Here is a 21,396-nt window from a genome sequence, read left to right on the forward strand (position 1 = left end):
CGCCGCTGCTACACCATCGCGTCCCGCACCGGCACCGAGTCGACGATCTGCTCGAAGGTGGTGACCTGCCCGTCCCGCAGGTGCCACACGTGCGCGACCCGTGCCGTGAAGGACTTCCCCGTCGCTCGACAGGTCCCGGTGTAGGTGCCGATCCCGACCTGCACCGGGCCCGCGTCGAGCAGCCTCTCCAGGGTGAACCGGTACCCGTCGAAGTCGCGGCCGATCGCCTCGAAGACGTTCCTCCGCACCTCTTCGGGCCCGGTGCAGGTGCCCGCGCGGGGGAAGCCCGCTGCCTCGGTCCAGCGGGTGGACTCGGACAGCGGTGGGAGCATCGCGTCGAGGTCGCCTGCCGCGGACGCGGCGTAGTGAGCGGTGACGATGTCGTGGTTGGTCCTCATGAGGGCCTCCTTCGGTACGGGTCGGTCAGACGGGCTGCACGTCGGGGTAGCGAACGGCGCCGAGCGGGTAGATGTGCCCGCCGGCCCGCCGGTGGTCAGCCCTCCCCTCGGCGTTGATGCCGACGAAGACGTCGGTGGTCCGCAGCTCGTACCCGAGGTCGTGCAGCCAGACGCTTGCCACGGGGATGACGAACTCGCGGAAGCAGAACAGGTACAGGCCGTCGGCGAACTTCCACAGCGTCGACAGGTCGACGTCGCCGTGGCCGCGCTGCTCGCCCTGGAGACACACGGTGCCGGCGGGACGAGGACGGCCTTGATGAGGCCCTCGGCGCGCTCGCGCACCGCCGCGAGCGCCCGCTCCACGTCCGCGTGCGGGTACACGTGAGTGACGAGCGACGCGAACGGGAAGCGGCCCTGCGCGAGCAGGTCGAGCGCGCGCTCGTAACCGCCTGCGGCAAGGAACGACGGCAGGACGTCGATCTCCCGCGTGAGGAGGTACTCGTCGGACGGGATCGACACGACGGGGCCCGAGCCGCACGCGCCGGCGAGGACCACACGTCCGCCACGGCGGACGATCCTGATCGCGTCGAGCTGCGCGTCGACCGAGCCGGCCGACTCGATCACGACGTCGGGGCCGCCGGGAAGGCGCTCGCGGATCGCCGCGACGAGCCGTTCGCCACGCTCGGCGACGGTGTCGGTGGCACCGAAGGCGCGCGCGAGGGTGCGACGCTCGGTGCGTCCGGCGACGACGACGACCTCGCTCGCCCCTGCGGCCGAGGCGGCGGCCGCGGCGAGGAGGCCGATGGGACCGGGGCCGATGACGACGACCTTGTCGCCGAGGCCCACGCGGCCGCGCTCGACGGCGCGGACCGAGACGGCGAGCGGCTCGACGAGCACGGCGGTCTCCAGGTCGAGCCCGTCGGGGACGCGGTGGACCACACCCTCGCGGGGCACGACGAGGTGGGTGGCGTACCCGCCGGAGAACGGGCGGGTCGTGCGGGGGATGTTCACGCCCGTCTGGCGGCCGGGGCCAGGATGGCGCACGGGGTCGTCGAGCTCGCAGAGGTTGTGGCGGCCCTCGCGGCACCGGTCGCAGCGGTGGCAGGGCACGAGCATCTCGACGGCGACGGGGTCGCCGACCTCGAGCCCCCGGTCGTCCCCATCTCCGTCCACGGGGCCGACGGCGACGACGACGCCCACGAACTCGTGCCCGGGGACGAGCGGGAACGGGTCGCGTGGGCGCGCAACCGTTGTGCGCTCGCGCAGGGGTGCGGCAGAGCCGCGTGACCGCGCTAGGCGACCCGGGCGCGGAACTCCGACGGCGTCTCGCCGTAGGCCGCCTTGAAGGTGCGGGAGAAGTGCGGGGCGTCCGCGAACGACCAGCGCGACGCGATCGCCGTCACGGTCGCCGCCGCGAGCGCCGGGTCGGCGAGGTCGGTGCGGCAGCGCTCGAGGCGCCGCGTGCGGATGTAGGAGGAGACCGAGATCCCCGCGTGCTGGAAGAGCGCGTGCAGATGGCGGACAGAGATGTAGTGCGCCTCGGCGATCGCGGTGGGCGAGAGCGCCGGGTCGGCCAGGTGCTCCTCGATGTGGGCGTAGATCGCGTCGAGCAGCTGATCGGCGGGCACTGCCCGGTCCTCGCCGAGCTGGTCGCGCAGCAGGATGGTGACGAGGTCGACGGCGTTGCGGGCGAGCCGCCATCCGGTCGACGCGTTCACGAGGTGCAGGCGGCCGGCAAGCTGCTCCAGCACCGAGCTGACCATCTCGCCGAGCGAGTCGTCGCTGCCGAGCGCCGTCGCGGTGAGGCGGGCGACGCGGTCGTCGGACAGGTCGACGAGCCGCTTGGGGAACATCGCCACGATGGTGCGCATCCGGTCGTCGAACACGAGGGTGTACGGCCGGGTCGTGTCGTAGACGGCGACGTCGCCGGGCCGCAGGACGACGTCGTGACCGTCCTGGCAGATGTAGCCGGTGCCCTCGAGCATGAGGCTCACCTTGTACGCGGGCTCGTTCGTGCACTCACCGATGAGGTTGCGCGTGCGTTCCACCACGTGCGGCACGGACGCGATCTCCACTAGGTTGAAGTCCCGCAGGGACGCCGCGCGGACCGAGGCACCGAAGTCGTGCGCGCGCTGGCTCGACACCCTGAGCGGCACGAACGACTTGTCGACGATGCCCCGGAAGTCTGAGAGCGACCCGATCCGCTGGAGCACGGAAACCGTGCCGAGCGAGGGTGCGTACGTGGAAGACATCCTCACCTCCGTCGGGCTCGTTCACGCCGATGTGGAGCCCAGGTCACCGGCGATCGTAGCCCCAAAACCTCCGGCACCGGTACTGACTCCTGGCGGCTCGACGCCGCCGTGCACGGAACGACAACCGCTCTTCGCGCCGGTTCAATCCGCGGCCCTCCCGCGTCCGCTTGCCTTGCACCTGGCAGGACGTGCATCCATGCCTGCCCCCCAGTACGAAGGAGTGCTGCAATGAATCGCATCCTCAGGGCGACGGCCGCCCTCGGCGTCGGAGCGCTGGTCGTCGCGCTCTCCGCCTGCGTCGCGGAGACCGACACCGGAACCATCCAGGGGGCGCCCTCCGCCGACGCGGACGACCTCAGATGCGGCCTCGGCACCGGCGAGGAGGCGACCGGCGAGCCCATCAAGGTGGCCGCGGTCGCGACCGCGTCGGGCGGCGTCGACTTCTCGTCGTCGCCCAGCTCCGCGAAGGCCTACTTCGACTGCGTCAACGACAACGGCGGCATCAACGGCCGGCCGGTCCGGTACGAGTTCGGCGACGACGCCCTCGACCCGACGAAGACCGCGCAGCTCGCCGCCGGTTACGCCTCCGACACGTCGGTCGTCGCGATGGTCGGCGACGCGACCTTCGTCGGCTGCGACGTCGCCAACGTCGAGTACGAGAAGGCGGGCCTGTACTCCATCACCGGCGTCGGCGTGCCGCAGGCCTGCTTCGAGTCCTCGAACATCGCGCCGGTCAACGCCGGCCCACGCACCTCGGCGCTGGCCACGCTGCAGTACTTCGAGCGGCAGGGCCAGGCCGACCCGTTCTTCGCGATCGGCCTCAACACCCGCGGCAACGGTGACTGGGTGGCCGACGGTATCGAGAAGTACACCCAGCAGGCGGGCATCGACCTGGTCGGCGACGTCCTGTCCGACCCGGCGGAGAGCAACTTCCTGCCGCTGGTCAGCCAGGTGAAGCAGGCCGCCCCGGCGAGCCTCGTCGTCGTCGACCCGGCGCCCATCACGGCGTCGATCCTTGCCACCGCCGAGCAGCAGGACGCCAAGGGCGACATCCAGTGGGCCTGCACCGCCTCCTGCTACGACGCCCAGTTCGGCGAGCAGATCGGCTACTACTGGGAGGGTTTCGTCGCCAACTCCGAGCTCGCGCTCGTGACCGCCGAGGGCGAGGACGCCAACCAGTGGCGGGCCGTCATGGACGAGTACGCGGACGCCGACGCCCCGCGCGACACGTTCAGCCAGGCCGGTTTCCTCGCCGCGAAGATCTTCGTGGACGCGCTGCTGCCGCTCGACACCGAGAACCTGGACCGCGAGACGGTGTCCGAGGCCGTTCTCGGGGTGAGGGGCTATGAGTCCGACCTGCTCTGCGCCCCCTGGTACTACGGCGAGGCCGACGAGCACCACGCCAACCACGCGACGCGCATGGCGATCATCGAGAGCGGCACCTACGTCGAGCTCGAGGGCTGCCAGGACGTCGCGGACCCCGACATGGCCGAGATCCTGGAGCGTGAGCAGTCCGAGGGACTGCTCACCGAGTAGGGCGGCCGCACCGTGAACCTGCTCCCCTTCGTCGTCGCCGGCCTCGTCATCGGTTCGGTCTACGCCCTGTCCGGGGTCGGGGTGCTCGTCCTGTACCGCACGACGGGCGTCCTGAACTTCGCCCACGGCGCCGTCGGCGGCATGGCCGCACTGCTGGTGTGGCAGACGGTCGAGCTGCGGATGCAGCCCCCGGTCGCGATCGCCCTGGGCATCGCGGCCGGGGCCGCGATCGCCTTCCTCTTCGGGCTGGTCGCCGGGCCGTCCCTGGCCCGGGTCGACCAGCTCCGGAAGGCGATCGCGACGCTCGGGCTCGCCCTCGCCCTGCTCGGCGTGATGCTGTTCGTCTGGAACGACAAGGCGCGGACGATGAGGCTCGAGACGAGCCGCATCTCCTTCGACGTCGCCGGGGCGCGGGTCAACGTCACCCAGCTCGTCTGCCTCGCCCTCGCGCTGCTCGTCGTCGTCGGCACGCTCCTCGCGCTGCGCCACACGTCGATGGGGACGTCGATGCGGGCGCTCGCGAGCGACCGTGAGCTCGCCGCCGTCGTCGGCACCAACGTGCGGCTCGTCGAGAACACGGCCTGGGCGGTCTCCGGCGCGGTCGCCGGCATCTCCGGCATCCTCCTGGCCGACCAGACGCGGCTGGAACCCGCGTTCCTCACATTCCTCATCATCCCGGAGCTCGCTGCCGTGGTCATCGGTCGTTTCGTCTCGCTCTGGCTCACCCTCGTCGGCGGCCTCGCCGTCGGCGTCGGGCAGTCGCTCGTCTCCGCCTGGCCCACGGTCAGCGCCTTCAGCACAGCGGTGCCGTTCGTCGTCGCGACGATCGTCATCCTCGTCGCGACCCGGCGTCGGGTCGTCACGGTCGGGGTGGTGCGCGCATGAAGCAGGACTTCTTCTCCCGGACCGATGTGCGGGGCGCACTCGTCGGGCTCGCCGTCGGACTCGTGCTCGCGCTCGGACTGCCGTTCCTGCCCGGCGTCGGCGCGGGGCTGGCGCTCCGCACCCTCACGGTGTGCGCGATCTACGCCCTGGCCGCCGCCGGCGTCGGCGTGCTGTACGGCCGGCTGGGCCTCGTGTCGATCATGCAGATCGGCCTGGTCGCCGTCGGCGGCTGGGCCACCCTGCGGATCTACCACGCCACCCACCTGCCGTTCGAGGTGGTCATGGTCCTCGCGGCTCTGGTCACGGCCGTCGTCGGCGTGCTGGTGGGCCTGCCTGCCCTGCGCCTGTCGGGCCTCAGCCTCGCGATCGTCACGCTCATGGTCGCCGGCGCGCTCGAGGTGCTCGTCACGTACGCCGGCTTCCCCAACGGCGGCAACGGGTTCCTCGGCCGCGTGTCGGGCGGCACGCTCGCGGTGATCATGCCGCGGCCGGGCCTCGGACAGTCCGACGACGAGTTCTTCCGTTACGTCGGGGTGGTCGTCGTCGTCGTCCTGGCGCTGCTGCGGTGGTTGCTCATGGTGCGGCCGGGTCGTACCTGGGCCGCGATCCGGCAGGGTGAGGCCGGCGCGGTCTCCCTCGGCGTCAACACCGTCGCCCACCGCCTGCTCGCACTGGCCGTGACGAGCGCGGTCACCGGGGTCGCGGGCGCGCTGCTCGCGGCCGGCTCCGGGATTCTCGACCCCGCGTCGTTCAAGGCGCAGCAGTCGGTCCTGCTCTTCGCGACGGTGCTCATCGGCGGGGCCTTCTCGCTGTTGGGCGCCGTCATCGGTGGCCTGTTCTTCTACGGCATGCCTCAGCTGCTCAGCACGGTCGGCCTCGACGGCAACCTCGTGTTCGTCGTCCTCGGCCTCGGGCTGGTCCAGGCGGTCACGACCGCCCAGGCGGGCATCGCCGGCCAGCTCGCCGAGCTGTGGCGGCGGCTGCGGCCGCGGCTGTGGCCGCGGCCCCGGCGGGAGGTGACGGTATGAGCCGGCTCACCCTGTCCGGGATCACCGTCCGGTACGGCGGCGTGAAGCCGCTCGACGACGTCTCGCTGGCGTTCGAGTCAGGTGTCTGCGGGGTCATCGGCCCCAACGGCGCCGGCAAGACGACGACGTTCAACGTGCTGTCCGGCTTCGCGCTCCCGGTGGCCGGGTCGGTCGACCTCGACGGCGACGACCTGCTGGCGGTCCCGGCGCACCGCCGCGCGCGCTGGGGCCTGCGCCGCTCGTTCCAGCAGGAACAGGTCGTCCGCACCCTCACGGCGCGCGAGAACGTGCTGCTCGCCGCCGAGCACAGCGGCTCCCCCGCCGCCGACGCCGACCGCGCGCTCGACTACGTACGGCTCGCGCGGCCGCACCGGCTGGGCGCGGAGCTGACGATGTTCGAGCGGCGGCTGGTCGACATCGCCTCCTGCGTCGTCGGGACGCCGCGCCTCGTGCTGCTGGACGAGCCCGCGGCCGGTCTCGACCCGGCGGAGTCCGAGCGGCTGCTCGGGCTGATCACGCGCATCCCCGAGGAGGTGGGCGCACTGGTGCTGCTCGTGGACCACGACATGGACCTGGTGCGCGCGGCGTGCGGCACCGTGGCGGTGCTCGACTTCGGCCGCCGGATCGCGGCAGGCCCGACGCTCCAGGTGCTGAGCTCCCCCGAGGTGCGCAAGGCGTACCTCGGCATCGACGAGGAGGTGACGACGTGACCGCCCTGGAGATCAGCGACCTGCGCATCCGCCGCGGCGGGATCGAGGTCGTGCACGGCATCGACCTGACGGTCAACGCGGGCGAGGTCACGGCGCTGCTCGGCGCGAACGGAGCGGGGAAGTCATCGACGGTGCTGGCCGTCGCCGGGATCCTGCGTGACACCAGCGGCTCGATCACGACCGACGGCACGACCATCCGTGGCCTCGCGCCGAACCGGGTGCGCCGCGCCGGCGTCGCGACGATGCAGGAGGGACACCGCGTGTTCGGCGACATCTCGGTCGCCGACAACCTCACCATCGCCTCCCTGCTGCTGCCGCGCCACGAACGCGCCGAGGCGGTCGACTCGATGCTCGACCTCTTCCCCGAGATCCACGGCTTCGCCGACCGGCCTGCGGGCTCGCTCTCCGGCGGTCAGCAGCAGATGCTCGCCCTCGCCACCGCGCTCGCCGCCCGGCCGAAGGTCCTGGTGATCGACGAGATGTCGCTCGGGCTGGCACCGCTGGTCGTCGCGCGCCTGGTGCCCGCGCTGCGGGCCGTCGCCGAACGAGGCGTCGGGGTGCTGCTCATCGAGCAGTTCACCAGTGTCGCCCTCGAGCTGGCGACCAGCGTCACGGTGCTCGCCCAGGGCCTCGTCACGCTGCGTGCGCCGGCGAAGGAGCTGCTGGACCATCCGGAGAAGCTCACCGCGGCGTACCGCCTCACCGAGCACTGAACGAGCAATGACCACGGCGGCGCACCCGTCGCCCGGAAGGAGAAGGAGACAGCCATGGCTGATTACGACGTCGTAGTCGTCGGGGCAGGGACCGCGGGGAGCGTCGTCGCCCGGCGCCTGGCCGACGCCGGCCGCAGGGTCGCGATCCTCGAGGCGGGCGGGTCCAACCGCGACGACATGATCCAGGACGTGGGCCGGCTCAACCAGCTATGGCACAGCGAGCGTGACTGGGGCTACCACACGGTGCCCCAGCCGCACGCCGCCGGTCGCCGGATCCACCTGCCGCGCGGGCGCGTGCTCGGGGGTTCCCACTCCCTCAACGCCGCGATCTGGGTGCGCTGCGCCCCTGAGGACTTCGACGGCTGGGCGGCCGACGGCTGCCCCGGCTGGTCATGGGCGGACGTCGAGCCGGTGTACCGGCGGATCGAGCAGTGGCACGGTGCCGCCGACGCACGCCGCGGCACCGACGGGCTGCTGCCGGTCGCGCCCAACGAGCCGCTCCACCCGGTGCAGCAGGCGATCATCGACGCGGCCGTGCAGGCGGGCCTCCCCCTCAACCGGGACTACAACGTGGACGAGCTCGGAGGCGTCTCGGTCCAGCAGGTGACCGTCGCCGACGGCGACCGCGTCACGACGTGGGACGCCTACGCGCAGCCCGCCGTCGACGAGGGCCGCCTCACCGTGCTCACCGGTGTCGTGGTGCACCGGGTCCGGATCGAGGGCGGCCGGGCGACGGGGGTCGAGCTGGCAGACGGCCGCGTGATCACCGCCGATCAGGTCGTGCTCTCGGCGGGTGCCGAGGGCAGCGCCGAGACGCTGCTGCGCAGCGGGGTGGGCCCGGCGCAGCACCTCACCGCCCTCGGCATCGACGTCGTCGCGGATCTGCCGGTCGGCGAGAACCTGCACGACCACTACCTCGTCCCCGTGATCTTCGCGACCGACCGCGAGGTGGATCCTCCGACCCCGCACCGCAGCGTGACGCAGACGCACTGGTTCTGGCGCTCCGATCCGTCGCTGCCCGTCCCCGACACGCAGCCGATCAACTTCGCCGTGCCGATGCTCGAGCCGGACATGGAGCCGATCCCGTGGGGCTTCTCGCTCATGGCGGGCATCGTCACCACGCGATCGCGGGGCACGCTGCGCCTGGCCAGCGCCGACCCGGCGGACGGCATCCTCATCGACCCGCACGTCATGGAGGACGAGCGCGACGTCTCCTCGATGCTCGCTTCGGTCAAGCAGTGCCTCGAGGTCGGGGCGCAGGAGGCGCTCGCCTCGGACTGGAAGGCGCGACCGCACTACCCGTCGAACGACCTGAGCGACGACGCTCTCGTGGAGTACATCCGCCGGCGCGTGATCACCTACCACCACCAGGTGGGCACGTGCCGCATGGGCTCGGACGAGCGCTCCGTCGTCGACCCCACGCTGCGGGTGCGCGGGATCGAGGGCCTCATGGTGGCGGACGCGTCGGTCATGCCGACGATCACCACGGGCAACACCAACGCGCCGAGCGCAATGATCGGTGAGAAGGCGGCGGACCACCTGCTTGCCTGAGCAGCCTGGTTTCAACAATCACGTCCGTGGCCGGCGCCGACGCCGTCGGGCGGAGCCACCCGGGCAGGAGTACCCGCACCTGGTCCCGGATCTCCTGCCGCCGTCCTGCGAGGTGGTGCGCCCGTCGCTCTGCAGGACGGCGGCGATCGCTTCCTCGGTCTGCACGGTCAGGGTGGTGCCGTCGTGGAGGGGCAGATCTCCCCATGGCCGCCCGAGCCGGATCCCGCTATGTTCACCTCTGCCGGATGACCGGCCCCAAGGCTGACCGGGTCCACCGGTACGCGGACGACCGGCGGAGCGGGGGACCAATGGGTGAGGTATGGGGCGCCGACATCGCCCAGCTGCGCACCCTCGCGGCCACCATTCGAGAGAAGACGCAGACCCTCGAGGCCGCGCGCGCTCAGGTGGACTCACTGATCGACGGCCTGGACTGGTTCGGCCCGAACGCCGAAGAGTTCTACGCGGAGTGGTCGGGCATGCACCGCGGGAACATGTCTGCGGCCATCGACACTCTCACGCAGGCCGGCGACGCGCTGGACCGGAACGCCGACAGCCAGGAGCAGACGAGCGAGGACGCCGGGATCGCCGGGGCGGGCACCAGCGGCCCCATCTCCGACACCGCGCCGGGCGGACCCGGGGCCGGCGTCCCCACGACTCCCCAGACGCCTGCGCTCACCCCCGAGGAGTACACGGACCTCTCGAACGCGGAGCGCGAGGCCTGGCTGAAGACCGCCTCCGACGAGGAGATCGCCGCCCTCCTGGCCGCGATGGAGGCTCAGGGCCTGTACCCGGGACCGGACGCCCGCCTGGTCGCCAACGCGCACTGGACCCGGCAGGCGGCCCAGGACGCCGGCATCGACTACCTCGAGTGGGACCCGAGCCTCGGGGCCGAGGCGAACCGCGAGAACATCGAGGCCGTCTACGAGTACTACGCGCAGCTGTATCTCGAGAACCCCGACCTGCATTGGGCCGGGATGGCCGCGATGATCGGGCCGTCGTTCGCCGCAGGCTTCCTCGACCTGGCCCTGATGCGCGATGTCGCGCAGGGCTTCGAGGTCGCGGGCGAGGTGGTCCAGCACCTCCCCGGCGGCCTCCCCCAGGGCGTCCTGATCGAGCAGGTCGCCGGGATGACCGACGACGAGCTGCGCTTCTACGAGACCACCTTCCTGTCGATGCAGCAGGAGATCTTCCGCGACCAGGCCTCGATGCACGCCGCCTACGAGCACGGCGGCATGGCAGAGATCGACCGGATGTACGAGTCCGGTGCGATCGACGAGGCGGCGTACGACGCCTGGGCGGACATCGCGTCCGGCGATCCCGAGCGCGTCCAAGAGGGCAACGTCGAGATGCTGCGCCGCGAGCAGCAGGACATCATCGCGGACGACTACGGGGACATGCGGAACCACCCGGTCACGGGTGAGGCGATGACCTACATGATGACGGTGGTCGGTGAGGCGTCGATCCCCGGTGCGGGGACGTTCGGCGAGTACAACCCGCTGAGCGTGACCGTGGAGACGCCCGGGCCCGAGAGCGTGGACATCCCGTTCACCGGCCTGTCCGTCGACAACCCCGTCCAGGGGTCGGTCACCATCGACACCCCGCTGCCGGACGGGAACATCGCGGACACCGGGCAGCGCTGGGACTACATCAAGGCCGACACGCTCCCCGCGTACCAGGACCTGCTCGCGAACGACCCGGGTCGTGTCCAGGAGATCCTGCAGACCGACGTGTCCGACCGCATCGAGGAGTACCGCCTGACCAACCCGGACCGGCTCGGCCGCATCGCGGACGACCTCGCGACGAACTGGGACGTGGATGTCGACCAGTGACCTCCCAGCGACGTGACAAGGTGGACCGATGGCAGTACGACAGGTGATCCTCGCGGCGTGCGCGATCTTCGCCCTCACGGTGGCGGCCGGCTGCACCGTCCACGTCGGCGGCGACCAGGACGACGACGGCAACGACGGCACCCAGGTATTCGGAGAGGCGAACAGCATGCAGTGGGACCTGACACGACCGCTCGAGGCGGAGGCCCTGGGACTCCCGGCGGACGACATGGTGATCGTCGCCGTGCCCGAGGACGCCACCGTCAGCCTCACGCTCCCCAGCGGCACGTGGTCCGGGCGCACCGAGGAGATGACGGTGACCACCCGGCACGGCTACGTGGACTCGGTCGACCTGTTCTGGACCGAGGCGGGCGGGCAGGCTGCCGCCGACCGGATGGTGGCGGACGCAGCGCTCCTCGGCGTCGACGCCGCTCAGGTCGCCGAATGGGCCGAGACCGCACGGTGGGCCGAGACCGCCGACGTCAACGAGACCCGCGCGAAGGACAACTACAACGGCTCGACCGGTGAGGTGTCCACTGCGATCAAGCCCAGCATGGCTGTGGGCGAGGGCGCGGGGACACCGGTTCGGCTCTGGTACAAGTTCTACGTCCGCGACGTGGTCGAGACGGCGGGCTGAGCAGGGTCTCAGGCGACGACGGCGGCCGCCATGAGCGCCACCGATCCCGCCCCCGCCAGGACGGCCACCCGGTCCTTCGTCCGTTGTCCGGCACCCGCGGCGACCACGCAGCTGGCGACGACGAACACCGCCGCCCCGCCGAGCCCGAGCACGAGGAGGGGGTCCGCGCCGGCGCCGTGACGGTGGCCCGACGACGCCGCGCCCGGCCCCGCCATGGCCGCGGTGAGCGCCGCCATCGCGAGCAGGCAGCCCACGTGCAGCAGGTGCCGACCGTGGTCCTCGCCGCCGTCGGACGGTCCGTGCCGCCGCGTCCCGGCCAGGGCGACCGCGGCGGCGAGCAGCACCGCGACCCAGACGAGGTCCGGCACCCCGCCGGGCACGAGCGCGATGTCCGCCATCGCGACGAGCATGACCAGCCCGGTCGCGACGGCCGCGCGCCCACCCCGCCCCCGGGCCGGGGTGCACGCGACCGCGAGCACCGCCGGCCCGAGGGCGAGGGCGTGGAGCACGTACACGCTCAGGCCCCGTGGTGCGGGCAGGGCCCGTCGCCGTGCGCGCCGCCGCAGCACGGGGTCGACGACGCCGACGTCGGCGCGCAGTGCGCCGACGTCGAGGCGGGCACGTCCAGCGTGGGGTTGCGGTCGAAGAAGCCGTACGGCGTGAGCTTGAAGCCGGTGTGGTCCACGGGCATGACCGGCCAGTCCTCGGGCCGCGGGAAGTGCGTGAGCCCGAAGGTGTGCCACAGGACGACGTCCTGCCCGTCCAGCGGCCGGTCCTTGGCCTGCCACTGCGGCAGTCCCCCGCCCCCCGCGTGCTGGTTCACGTACGTGCCGGCCGCGTACCGCTCGTCGTCGGCGAACCGCGTCACCCAGACGTGCTGGGTGGCGAACGCGGCGCGCGACGCGATCGAGGAGTCGTCGGCGGCCAGCAGCGTCGGGGCGTCCTGCGCGTGCAGCACGTACGCCGTCGGGCGCCCGAGCCGGTTGGTGCGCTCGGTGGAGCTGATGTGCCAGGTGCGGCCCACCGACCCGTCGGCGCGGCGGGCGGCCCCGGCCTCCGAGGTCAGCCGCGTGCGCCTGGCGGTGAACGCGTTGCCGAACGGGTTTCCCTCCCCCACCGGGACGCGCACCGCATCGACCTCGTCGACGGCGTTGGCGGTGCCGTCCACGTCCAGGTCGAGCCGGGCCGAGAACAGGTGCTGGTGGTAGGGGGCGCCCAGGCCCGGAGCCACCTCGGACGCATAGGGGTACGGCTCGCCGTCTGGCCCCGGCCCGGGGTAGGCCGAGGAGAACAGGAAGCCGGTGAGCTTGGCCTCGCACTCGATCGTGCCGTCCAGGTACAGGTACCAGTAGAAGCCGTAGTCGTAGTTGCCCACGGTGGTGAAGAACGAGACGACCATGCGGCGCTGACGCCGCGTCTCGTTGACACCGGTGAAGATGTCCGAGTGCTTCCACAGCACCCCGTAGTCCTCCTCGTGCAGGCAGATCCCGTTCTTGACCACGCGGGGGCGGCCGTGCTCGTCGGCGAGGACGGCGTCGAGGTAGTGGATCTCGCCCAGGCAGTCGCAGCCGAGCTCGAGCGAGTTCACGTACCGGCCGAACAGGTACTCGCCGGTGTCGAAGTAGTTCTGCCAGAACCGGGTCGGGGACGGGTCGGCGTAGGGCACGACCATCTCGGAGATGGACGCCCGGTAGGCCACCGAGCGCTGCTCGCCCGCGTCGTCGACCGAGATGCGGTGCAGCACCAGGCCCTCTCGCGCGTCGAACGAGACGCGTACCTGCCAGCTCTCCCAGGTCACCAGGCCGTCGTCGGTCACCTGGAAGGAGGGGCCTTGCGGCTGCGTGATCTCGATGGGCCTGAGCGTGGTGCGGGGCGTGCCCGCGAGGTCGGGCCGGGTGTAGTTGCCGTGCTCGGCGGGCACGGGCAGGGTCGTGTGGTCGATGACGCGTGTGACCTCGCGCGTGGTGAGGTTCACGTACGCGACCAGGCCGTCGACGGGGTGCGCCCACGGGTGGTCGGCCTCGTGGTCCATGCGGAACCCGAAGACGCGGGCCATGCGCTTGCCCGCCTCGTCCTCGAAGCCGAAGACGCCGGCCGACAGCGGCACGGTCACCACCGCGGCGGGGTCCAGGCCGCGCCTGGCCAGAGCGTCCAGCCACTCCGGTGACGCGGCGACGATCTCGGGGACGATCTCGAACTCCAGGTCGAGGATGGGAAGCTGGCCCACCTCGGCGGTGTCGAGCACCTCCTGGGACACCAGGGAGCCGGCGGTCACGTCCACGACCGTGTCGTGCTGGACCCCGGTGGCAAGGTCCAGCAGCTGGACCCGGACCTGCCGGGGCGGCGCGCCGCCCGTGCCGGCCTCCCAGGCCAGGACGGCCGCCTTCGGCGCCTCGAGCAGCCCGACGTAGACGAAGCGCGTGGTCTCGCCCACCAGGCCGGCCGAGCCGACGACGGCGGCAGCGGCCGTGATCTCGCCGGCGGTCAGCGTGGCGAGCGGATGCCTCGTGGTGGGGTCTGCGGTGGGTTCGATGGCCGGGGTCGTGCCCGGCGCGACGGAGTGCGTGGCGGTCATCGTGTTTCTCCTCTCGAGGGTCGGCGTCAGCCGATGGCCTCGGTGATGCGGGCGTAGGTCTCGGGGCTGCGACGGCGCAGGACGACCGCCTGCACCCAGCCGGCGGCGGGGCAGAGCACGATCAGGGCGAGCAGCACCGCGCTGGTCGCGCCGAACTGCTGGTTCCCGGCGGCGTCGACGTCGCCCACCAGGAGCGGGAAGTTCGCGACGATGGCGACCGCCGCACCAGCCAGGCCGACCAGGCCGAGCGCGGGGGCGACGACCGTGTTCCAGACCCGCGCGTCCTGCCGGGTGCGGCGGAACCAGACGATGACCGCCAGGCTGGTGACCGCCATCAGGATCGCGATGGCGAGCGTGGCGACGCCGGCGAACCAGGTGAAGACCTCGAGCACCGGGTCGAGCCCCGCCAGCGCGAACACGAGCACCAGCAGGACGGTGGTGGCCGACTGCACGAGCGACGACCAGTGCGGGGACAGGTGCCGGGCGTGCACCGCGCCGACGGCGCCGGGCAGCAGGCCGGCGTTCGCCATCGTGTGCTGGTAGCGCGTGATGACGTTGTGGAAGCTGAGCACGCAGGCGAACATGCTCGTGATCAGCAGGACGTTGACGATCACCTCACCGGCCGTGCCGAGGTACTTGGCCGTGGTCGTCAGGATCATCGCGCCGGGGTCCGCGGCGGCGACGTCGACGGCGTGGTCGGGACCCCACGCCATCACCAGGCCCCATGAGGCCAGGGTGTAGAAGATGGTGATCCCGATGACGGCGGCGTAGGTGGCGCGCGGGATGGTGCGAGCCGGGTCCCGCGCCTCGTCGCGGAAGACCGCCGTCGCCTCGAAGCCGATGAAGGCGGCGATGGCGAACGTCAGCCCGATGGCCGGGGACCCGGAGAAGACGTTGGCCGGCTCGAACGGTTCCAGCGACAGCCCCTGGTCGCCGCCCGTGAGCACGACGCCGGCCACGACCGCCAGCACGATGCCGATCTCGCCGACGAGCAGGACGCCCAGGACCTTCGACGACAGGTCGATGTGCCGGTAGCCGAGCACGCCCACCAGCGCGGCGACCGCCAGGGCCCACAGCCACCAGGGCAGCTCCGCCACGCCGAGCTGCGCGAAGGTGACCGACAGGATGTAGCCGAGGTATCCGTACACCGCGACCTGGACTGTCGTGTAGGTCAGCAGCGCCAGGTATGCGGCGCCGAGGCCGGCGCGCCGGCCCAGGCCGTGGCCGACGAACGTGAAGAACGCGCCGGGCCGCGGGACCACGCGGGTCATCGCCGCCAGGCCCACCGAGAACAGCAGCAGGATGACACCCGAGGCGACGTACAGGGCGGGGAAGCCGACGCCGTTGCCGAGCAGGATGCCGAGCGGGGCGGCGCCGCCGACGACGGTCAGCGGCGACGCGGCGGCGACCACCATGAAGACGATCGCGACGGGCCCGAGCTTGCCGGTGAGCGCGCGGACGGCGGGGGCTGCGGGGGCTGGGCCCGCGTCGAACGGCGACGAGCCGGTCCGGATCGGAGCGGACATTGGACCTCCAGGGCGTGACAGGACGGGGAGCGTGACGTCCACCAGAGTCCGAGGCAGCCGTTGCTCCGGGGTCTCCGCGTCGTAAACCTTCGTCGGAGGCCGCCGAGACGTCGGCCGAGCCCGTGTCTCGTTGAGGGTCACACCGCCGAAACACGAGCCGGCGGCCGGCGCAACAGCCCGTTGTTAGGCTCCCGCACACCCGGCCGGACGACGGCCGGAAGACCGGTCGGACGACGGAGGGAGCGCTCGTGACCACACCCGCCCCCGTGCGCGCCCGCCGGCCCGTCGTCGGAACCCGCTCTCCGGTGCACGGCCTGGCCCGCCGCTCGCTGCCGTTCACCGACGTTGTGGCGCAGTCGCTGTCGGCCGTCGCGCCGTCGGCCGCCGCCACGACGATGCCGCTCCTGGTGGCCACCGTGGCCGGCGGCTCGACCGTGCTCGCCCTCGCCGTCGCCCTCGTCCTGGCGGTCGCGGTGGCCGCGTGCGTGAACCAGTTCACCCGGCGGATCGCGGCCACGGGCTCGCTGTACACCTTCGTCGTCCGCGGCCTCGGCCCGCGAGCGGGTGTGGTCACCGGGGTGGCGATGCTGCTGGGGTACGGGTTCATCACGATGTTCGCCCTGGCAGGCGGTGGCTGGTACGCGCACATCCTGGTCGTCCGGTTCTTCCCGGCTCTGGCGCCGGGAGCGGCGCCCGCGCTCGTCGTCGTGCTGCTCATGGGCGCCGCGGTGTGGTGGGTGCTGCTGCGCGGGATCCGCCGCTCGGCCCGGGTGACGCTCGTCATCGAGGTCGTCTCCGTGGTGCTCCTGGCCGTGCTCGTGCTCGCGATGCTCGCGCACACCGGGCCTACGGCCGCCGTCCGCGCGGCCCTGCCGGAGCCGGGCACCGGCCCCGCCGACGTCGCGGTCGGCACGGCGATCGCGCTCACCGCGTTCGTGGGCTTCGAGTCCGCTGCCACGCTCGGCGCCGAGGCGCGGCGGCCGTTCCGCGCCGTCCCGCGCGCCGTCACCTGGACCGCGCTCGGCTCGGGCCTGCTGTACCTGGGCGCCTCGGTGAGCCAGCTCGTGGGCTACGCCGGCCTCGGGCTCGACCTCGCCGGCGCCCGCTCCCCCGCCAACGAGCTCGCCGTGGCCTACGGCGTGAGCTGGGCGGGTCCGGTGCTCGACGTCGGCATCACGGCGTCGTTCTTCGCCTGCGCCATCGCCTCGTCCACGGCGCTCGTGCGCGTGCTGTTCACCATGGGGCGCGAAGGCCTGGCGCCCCGGGCGTTCGGCATCGCGCACGCCGTGCACGGCACCCCTGCCCGGGCGCTGGCGCTGACGATGCCCGTGGTGACCCTCGGCCCGGTCGCGATGGTGCTGCTCGGCACGGACCTCTGGTCGGCCATGCAGGCGATCCTTGTCGTCGCCGCCGGCGGCTACATCACCGCCTACGCGCTGGTCTGCGCCGCCGTGCCCGCCTTCCTGCGCCGCATCGGCGAGGCGACCTGGCCGCCCGTCGCGCTCGCCGCGGGCACCGCGACGCTGCTGGCCGGCTCGCTCGTCGTCATGCTGGTGGTCCAGAGCGGAACGCCCCGGCAGGCCGGCGTGTGGGTGTTCGTGACGCTGCTGGCCGTCGGGGTCGCGGCCGGCCTGGTCCGGCTCGGACGCCTCCCCCGGCTGTGGGCGCGGCTGGGCGTGCACGACGAGGCGGTCGTCACCGATCTGCTCGGCGCCGAATGAGCCGCCCCATCTTCGCCAGCCCCGAGGCCGCCGCGCGGCTGCTCGGGCTCGCGGACGGTGGCGCAGCGGACAAGGGTGCCGACGACGCGGGCGAGGAAGGGCTGCGCGGGCGTCAGCCGCGCGCCGCGCGGCACGCTCTGCGGGTGCTCGAGTACGTGGCCGCGTCCGGGGCCGGCGTGACCGGCCAGGAGATCTCGGCCGATCTGGGCCTGTCCCGCGCGACCACGTACCGGCTCATCCAGGTGCTGACCGAGGACGAGTACCTCGTCCGGCTCCCGGACCTGCGCGGCTTCGCGCTCGGCCGCAGGATGGCCGCGCTGTTCCCGCCGCCCGCACCGCGTCCGCCCCGCGCGGCGCGGGCGATCCTGGACCGGCTCCGCGCGGGGCTTCGGGGCGGGATCCACCTCGTCCGGCTCGACGGCGTGGTGCACGCGGTGGTCGACGAGGACCCCGACTTCCCGCTCGTCCCCGAACCGGGTGTCCGCGAGGTCGTCGACGGTGTGTGCGCCGAGCTGACCGCCGGGAGGCAGCCGGCAGTTTGCGTGGCGGACCGGTGGACCGCCATCGGCGCCACCGTCGTCGACGAGGCCGGCCAGGTGGTCGCCGGGCTCGTCGTGGTCGCCCCCGAGGACCGGATGCCCGGCGCGGCCGAGGTCGACGCCCGGCTCGCGCCCGCCGCCCTCGAGCTGGGGCCGCTACTCGCCTGAGCCTGAACCTGAGGGGTCCGCCACCGCCGCGGCGAGCCGCGCCGCGAGCGCCCCGACCGCGGCCCGGAGCTCGGGCCCGCCCTCCACCCGGAACGGGTACGGCACGCTCGCCAGCCACTCCTGCGCGTACATCTCCGGTTTCCGCGTGCTGCCGACGAGCACGCACCCGTCGTCCGACGCCTCGAGCCGCCCCATCTGCGCCCCGACCCACGGCGCGACGTCGGCGAGCGGGGCGTCGAACACGACGCGGGTGGTGAACTGCCAGCCGGTGCCCAGGTGCTCCTCGAGCGCCGCCACGGGGTCCAGGTCGGAGGGCGGTTCGAAACGCTGGTCGCTGTGCTCGACGGCGAGGACCCGGTCGACGCGGTAGGTGCGGACCGCACCGGCGCGGTGGGAGTGGCACAGGAGGTACCAGCGCCCGTAGCGCACGACGACGGCCCAGGGGTCCACCTCGGCGACCCACTCGCTGCCGGACTCGCCCCGGTAGGTGACCAGCACGCGCCGTCGGGCGGCGATGGCCGCGACCAGGTCGCTGGTGATCGCGGTGTCCGGGCGGGCGGCGAACCGGTCGGGCGCGGCCGAGGCATGCTCGCGCAGCGCGGCCGCCTGCCGTCCGACGTCCTCGGGCAGCGCCCGGATCACCTTGCCGAGAGCGGTGTCGACGAGGTCGTCGCCGTCGGCGTCGGGGTTACCATCGAGCACCGCCATGACCAGGCCGAGCGCCTCGGTCTGCGTGAAGGTGACCGGTGGCAGCCGGGTCCCGCGCCCGAGGCGGTAGCCGCCGTGCGGGCCCCGGGACGACGAGACGGGGACCCCGGCCTCGCGCAGTATCCCGACGTACCGGCGGGCGGCACGCTCCGTCACGCCCAGCCGGTCGGCGAGCTCGTCCGCCGTCGTGCCCGGGCGCGTCTGCAGGATCTCCATGGCCCGGAGCGCGCGTGCGGTGGGGCTGATCTCGGACGGCACGCCCTCAGGCTAGGCCGTCAGCGCACTACCTCGAAGATCTGCTTCTGGACGCCGTTCTTGTACACCTCGTGCTCGACCAGCCGGAGCTTCTGGGCCGCCTTGTCGGCGTCGCTGAACAGCGGCTTGCCCTGGCCGAGGAGCACCGGGAAGACGAGCAGGTGGTACGCGTCGATGAGCCCCGCGTCCGCGAGCGCCCGCGTGAGGGACACGCTGCCGTGCACCTGGATCTCGCCGCCGTCGGTCTCCTTGAGCCGCACGACGTCGTCCAGCGAGCGCAGGATCGTGGTCTCGCCCCAGTTGTCGGTCAGGTCGTCCTCGGTGAGCGTGGTGGAGACGACGTACTTGGGCAGGGTGTTGTAGCGCGTGAACTCGTCCATGTCCGGCCAGACGGGCGCGAACATCTGGTAGCTCACGCGGCCGAGCAGCAGTGCGCCGGCCTCCTCCTGCTCCCTGCCCTTGAGCTCGTACATCTCCGGCAGGGCGTCGACCGTCTTGAAGGTCCACGCGGTGTCGTGCAGCTCGGGGTCGCCGCCGGTCGGGTCGACCTTGCCGTCGAGCGAGACGAAGTGCGTGGCGACGATGTTGCGCATTCGAGTTTCTCCTGTCGTCCGGCCGCACGGTGCGGCCCTCCAGCAACACAGACGAGGAGGGCACGAAGAAATCATCGGATGCGTGGTGCCGGGAATGATCCGGAAGCAGAACGTCCGGAACTGGTCCTAGCGTGGGAGTCATCGGCATCCGGCCGCACCTCATCACGGAGGAGAAATCATGGACATCCTGCTCATCGGCGGCCTCTGGCTCGACGCGTCCGCCTGGGACGACGTCGTACCCGAGCTCGAGGCGCTCGGCCACCGCCCCGTGCCGATCGCGCTCCCGGGCCAGGGCGACGGGGCGACGTCGGCCACGCTCGACGACCAGGTCGCCGCCGTGCTCGCTGCCCTGGACGCGGCATCCGGGAAGCCGCTGGTCGTGGGGCATTCCGCCGCCTGCACGCTGGCCTGGCTCGCCGTCGACGCGCGTCCCGAGAAGGTGGCCGGGGTCGTCCTCATCGGCGGCTTCCCCTGGGACGACGGCAAGCTCTACGCGGACCTGTTCGAGATCACGGACGGCGTCATGCCGTTCCCCGGCTGGGGGCCGTTCGAGGGGCCGGACTCCGCCGACCTCGACGAACAGGCCAAGGATGCCTTCGCGGCCGCGGCCGTCCCCGTCCCCGAGGGGGTTGCCCGGGGCGTGGTGCGCCTGGCCGACGAGCGCCGGTTCGACGTCCCCGTCACCGTCGTGTGCCCGGAGTTCACGCCCGCCCAGGCCCAGCAGTGGATCGATGCCGGCGACGTGCCCGAGCTCGCACGGGCCAAGCACGTCGACCTGGTCGACCTCGACGCGGGCCACTGGCCGATGTTCACGCGCCCGGCCGAGCTCGCCGTGGTGCTGGCGGGCGCGGCACGGTCGGCCTGACCGGCACAGCCCGTGTGACGACGTCGGCCCCGCCCCGCCCACCTTGGGGCGGGGCGGTGCGGCGACGGCGTCACCGCTTCAGGCCGAGGTCCCGCAGCTCGAGGTCGGCCAGTCTGCGCACGACGGCGGGGTCGCCGTCGCGCCACGCGCCCACCGGGTCGTCGGAGATCTGGGTCAGGGCCCGCAGCGGCTGGTTCGCGAGGGCGCGCAGAGCCAGCAGCGCCGGATCGGCCCCGACGAAACGACGTGCGGCGCCCGCACGCCGCACGAACCGGATCCGCAGCGGCACGTACAGCACGGCCACCAGCAGCACCGGGATCAGGAACACCGCGATCCCGGCCAGCAGCGCGACGTCGGCGACCGTCTCGGCCTGGGACCGTCCCGCGGCGGCCAGGCTCTCCGCCGCGTCCGCGGCGCCGCTGAAGGGTGCGGCCAGGTCGTCGCCGACACCCGGGATACGGCCGATCCGGCCCTCGACGTCGTGGAACTGGCCGGCCATCTCGTCGGCCGCCGACGCCGTCGCCCGGCCGGGCCGCCCCAGCTCCAGGGTCGCCTCGTGGACCGCACGCCCGGCCCAGGCCCAGGCCGCGATCCAGGCGAGCAGCACCAGGTCGCCGAGCACCTGGCGGGCACAACGGGCCGGTGCGGCCGCGTACAACCTCATGGTCTGATCCTCCGGACGTCGGCGAGCTGCACGCCGCACCGTATCGGACATGAGCCGATATTCGGGGACCAGCTGAGCCGCTACGCCGAGCTCGCGTACGACGAGCTCGTCCTGCCGGACCGGAACCTGGGCGCCGACGCAGACGCAGGGCAGGACCTCCTGGGGCGGGTCAAGACGGAGGTGCTGGAAAAGCTGTAGCAGGGGTGTACGACCGGCTCGCGCCCGCCGCCGAAGAGCTGGGGCCAT

The 21,396-nt window shown here is 72.6% G+C and carries 20 protein-coding genes and 1 pseudogene; 11 read left to right on the forward strand and 10 right to left on the reverse strand.

Annotated elements, in window-relative coordinates; translation table 11 throughout:
* Positions 1–8: 8 nt before the first annotated feature.
* The 4 genes and pseudogenes from L1785_RS08460 to L1785_RS08475 form a co-directional block, all read right to left on the reverse strand.
* Positions 9–398, reverse strand: a complete 390-nt coding sequence (locus L1785_RS08460) for a nuclear transport factor 2 family protein (RefSeq protein ID WP_236088772.1) — start codon at positions 396–398, stop codon at positions 9–11.
* A 25-nt stretch (positions 399–423) separates the two neighbouring features.
* Positions 424–687, reverse strand: a complete 264-nt coding sequence (locus L1785_RS23195) for a MoaF C-terminal domain-containing protein (RefSeq protein ID WP_236088773.1) — start codon at positions 685–687, stop codon at positions 424–426.
* Between the two features lie 77 nt (positions 688–764).
* Positions 765–1,598, reverse strand: a pseudogene (locus L1785_RS23380) (zinc-dependent alcohol dehydrogenase); the annotation flags it as partial.
* Positions 1,599–1,690: 92 nt separating this feature from the next.
* The gene (locus tag L1785_RS08475) at positions 1,691–2,650 is read right to left on the reverse strand and encodes an AraC-like ligand-binding domain-containing protein (RefSeq protein WP_236088775.1); all 960 of its coding nucleotides are present in this window, start codon (positions 2,648–2,650) and stop codon (positions 1,691–1,693) included.
* 228 nt (positions 2,651–2,878) lie between these two features.
* Between L1785_RS08475 and L1785_RS08480 the strand changes: the two genes are divergently transcribed.
* From L1785_RS08480 to L1785_RS08515, 8 genes are all read left to right on the forward strand, one after another.
* On the forward strand, positions 2,879–4,186 hold the full coding sequence (locus L1785_RS08480) for an ABC transporter substrate-binding protein (protein WP_236088776.1): 1,308 nt from the start codon (positions 2,879–2,881) through the stop codon (positions 4,184–4,186).
* 12 nt (positions 4,187–4,198) lie between these two features.
* Positions 4,199–5,071 (forward strand): branched-chain amino acid ABC transporter permease, encoded by an 873-nt coding sequence (locus L1785_RS08485; protein WP_236088777.1) that lies wholly within the window; start codon positions 4,199–4,201, stop codon positions 5,069–5,071.
* Positions 5,068–6,099 carry a branched-chain amino acid ABC transporter permease gene (locus L1785_RS08490; RefSeq protein ID WP_236088778.1) on the forward strand — a complete coding sequence of 344 codons (1,032 nt, stop codon included), beginning with the start codon at positions 5,068–5,070 and terminating at the stop codon, positions 6,097–6,099. The genes L1785_RS08485 and L1785_RS08490 overlap by 4 nt, the downstream gene beginning before the upstream one ends.
* Entirely contained in the window at positions 6,096–6,809 is a 714-nt protein-coding gene (locus tag L1785_RS08495) for an ABC transporter ATP-binding protein (RefSeq protein WP_236088779.1), read from the forward strand. Before L1785_RS08490 ends, L1785_RS08495 begins: the two co-directional genes overlap by 4 nt.
* The gene (locus L1785_RS08500; RefSeq protein WP_236088780.1) at positions 6,806–7,522 is read left to right on the forward strand and encodes an ABC transporter ATP-binding protein; all 717 of its coding nucleotides are present in this window, start codon (positions 6,806–6,808) and stop codon (positions 7,520–7,522) included. Before L1785_RS08495 ends, L1785_RS08500 begins: the two co-directional genes overlap by 4 nt.
* A gap of 54 nt (positions 7,523–7,576) precedes the next feature.
* Entirely contained in the window at positions 7,577–9,073 is a 1,497-nt protein-coding gene (locus L1785_RS08505; protein ID WP_236088781.1) for a GMC family oxidoreductase, read from the forward strand.
* A 308-nt stretch (positions 9,074–9,381) separates the two neighbouring features.
* Complete coding sequence (locus tag L1785_RS08510; protein ID WP_236088782.1) at positions 9,382–10,902, forward strand: WXG100 family type VII secretion target; 1,521 nt, start codon at positions 9,382–9,384, stop codon at positions 10,900–10,902.
* Between the two features lie 28 nt (positions 10,903–10,930).
* On the forward strand, positions 10,931–11,536 hold the full coding sequence (locus L1785_RS08515) for a hypothetical protein (RefSeq protein ID WP_236088783.1): 606 nt from the start codon (positions 10,931–10,933) through the stop codon (positions 11,534–11,536).
* Between the two features lie 8 nt (positions 11,537–11,544).
* Here the strand turns inward: L1785_RS08515 and L1785_RS08520 are convergent, their stop codons facing one another.
* From L1785_RS08520 to L1785_RS08530, 3 genes are read right to left on the reverse strand one after another with little or no spacing between them, the layout of a single operon-like run.
* Positions 11,545–12,051, reverse strand: coding sequence for a hypothetical protein (locus L1785_RS08520; protein WP_236088784.1), 507 nt, complete (start codon positions 12,049–12,051; stop codon positions 11,545–11,547).
* Between the two features lie 2 nt (positions 12,052–12,053).
* Entirely contained in the window at positions 12,054–14,111 is a 2,058-nt protein-coding gene (locus tag L1785_RS08525; RefSeq protein WP_236088785.1) for a primary-amine oxidase, read from the reverse strand.
* A gap of 26 nt (positions 14,112–14,137) precedes the next feature.
* Complete coding sequence (locus L1785_RS08530) at positions 14,138–15,637, reverse strand: APC family permease (RefSeq protein ID WP_236088786.1); 1,500 nt, start codon at positions 15,635–15,637, stop codon at positions 14,138–14,140.
* 248 nt (positions 15,638–15,885) lie between these two features.
* On the opposite strand from L1785_RS08530, the gene L1785_RS08535 reads away from it, so the two are divergent.
* Together L1785_RS08535 and L1785_RS08540 are read left to right on the forward strand one after the other, a co-directional pair.
* A complete protein-coding gene (locus L1785_RS08535; protein ID WP_236088787.1) occupies positions 15,886–17,358 on the forward strand; it encodes an APC family permease in 1,473 nt (490 codons plus the stop codon).
* The gene (locus L1785_RS08540; RefSeq protein ID WP_236088788.1) at positions 17,355–18,065 is read left to right on the forward strand and encodes a helix-turn-helix domain-containing protein; all 711 of its coding nucleotides are present in this window, start codon (positions 17,355–17,357) and stop codon (positions 18,063–18,065) included. The genes L1785_RS08535 and L1785_RS08540 overlap by 4 nt, the downstream gene beginning before the upstream one ends.
* On the opposite strand, the gene L1785_RS08545 is transcribed toward L1785_RS08540, so the two are convergent.
* Both L1785_RS08545 and L1785_RS08550 read right to left on the reverse strand, forming a co-directional pair.
* The gene (locus L1785_RS08545; protein WP_236088789.1) at positions 18,054–19,031 is read right to left on the reverse strand and encodes a helix-turn-helix transcriptional regulator; all 978 of its coding nucleotides are present in this window, start codon (positions 19,029–19,031) and stop codon (positions 18,054–18,056) included. The genes L1785_RS08540 and L1785_RS08545 overlap by 12 nt on opposite strands.
* Before the next feature lie 17 nt (positions 19,032–19,048).
* Positions 19,049–19,621 (reverse strand): dihydrofolate reductase family protein, encoded by a 573-nt coding sequence (locus L1785_RS08550; RefSeq protein WP_236088790.1) that lies wholly within the window; start codon positions 19,619–19,621, stop codon positions 19,049–19,051.
* Positions 19,622–19,799: 178 nt separating this feature from the next.
* Between L1785_RS08550 and L1785_RS08555 the strand changes: the two genes are divergently transcribed.
* A complete protein-coding gene (locus L1785_RS08555; RefSeq protein ID WP_236088791.1) occupies positions 19,800–20,486 on the forward strand; it encodes an alpha/beta fold hydrolase in 687 nt (228 codons plus the stop codon).
* Between the two features lie 70 nt (positions 20,487–20,556).
* Here L1785_RS08555 and L1785_RS08560 read toward each other — a convergent pair whose 3' ends face one another.
* On the reverse strand, positions 20,557–21,150 hold the full coding sequence (locus tag L1785_RS08560) for a hypothetical protein (protein WP_236088792.1): 594 nt from the start codon (positions 21,148–21,150) through the stop codon (positions 20,557–20,559).
* Between the last annotated feature and the right edge of the window lie 246 nt (positions 21,151–21,396).

The sequence above is a fragment of the Antribacter soli genome (assembly GCF_021568775.1).
GTDB lineage: Bacteria > Actinomycetota > Actinomycetes > Actinomycetales > Cellulomonadaceae > Antribacter > Antribacter soli.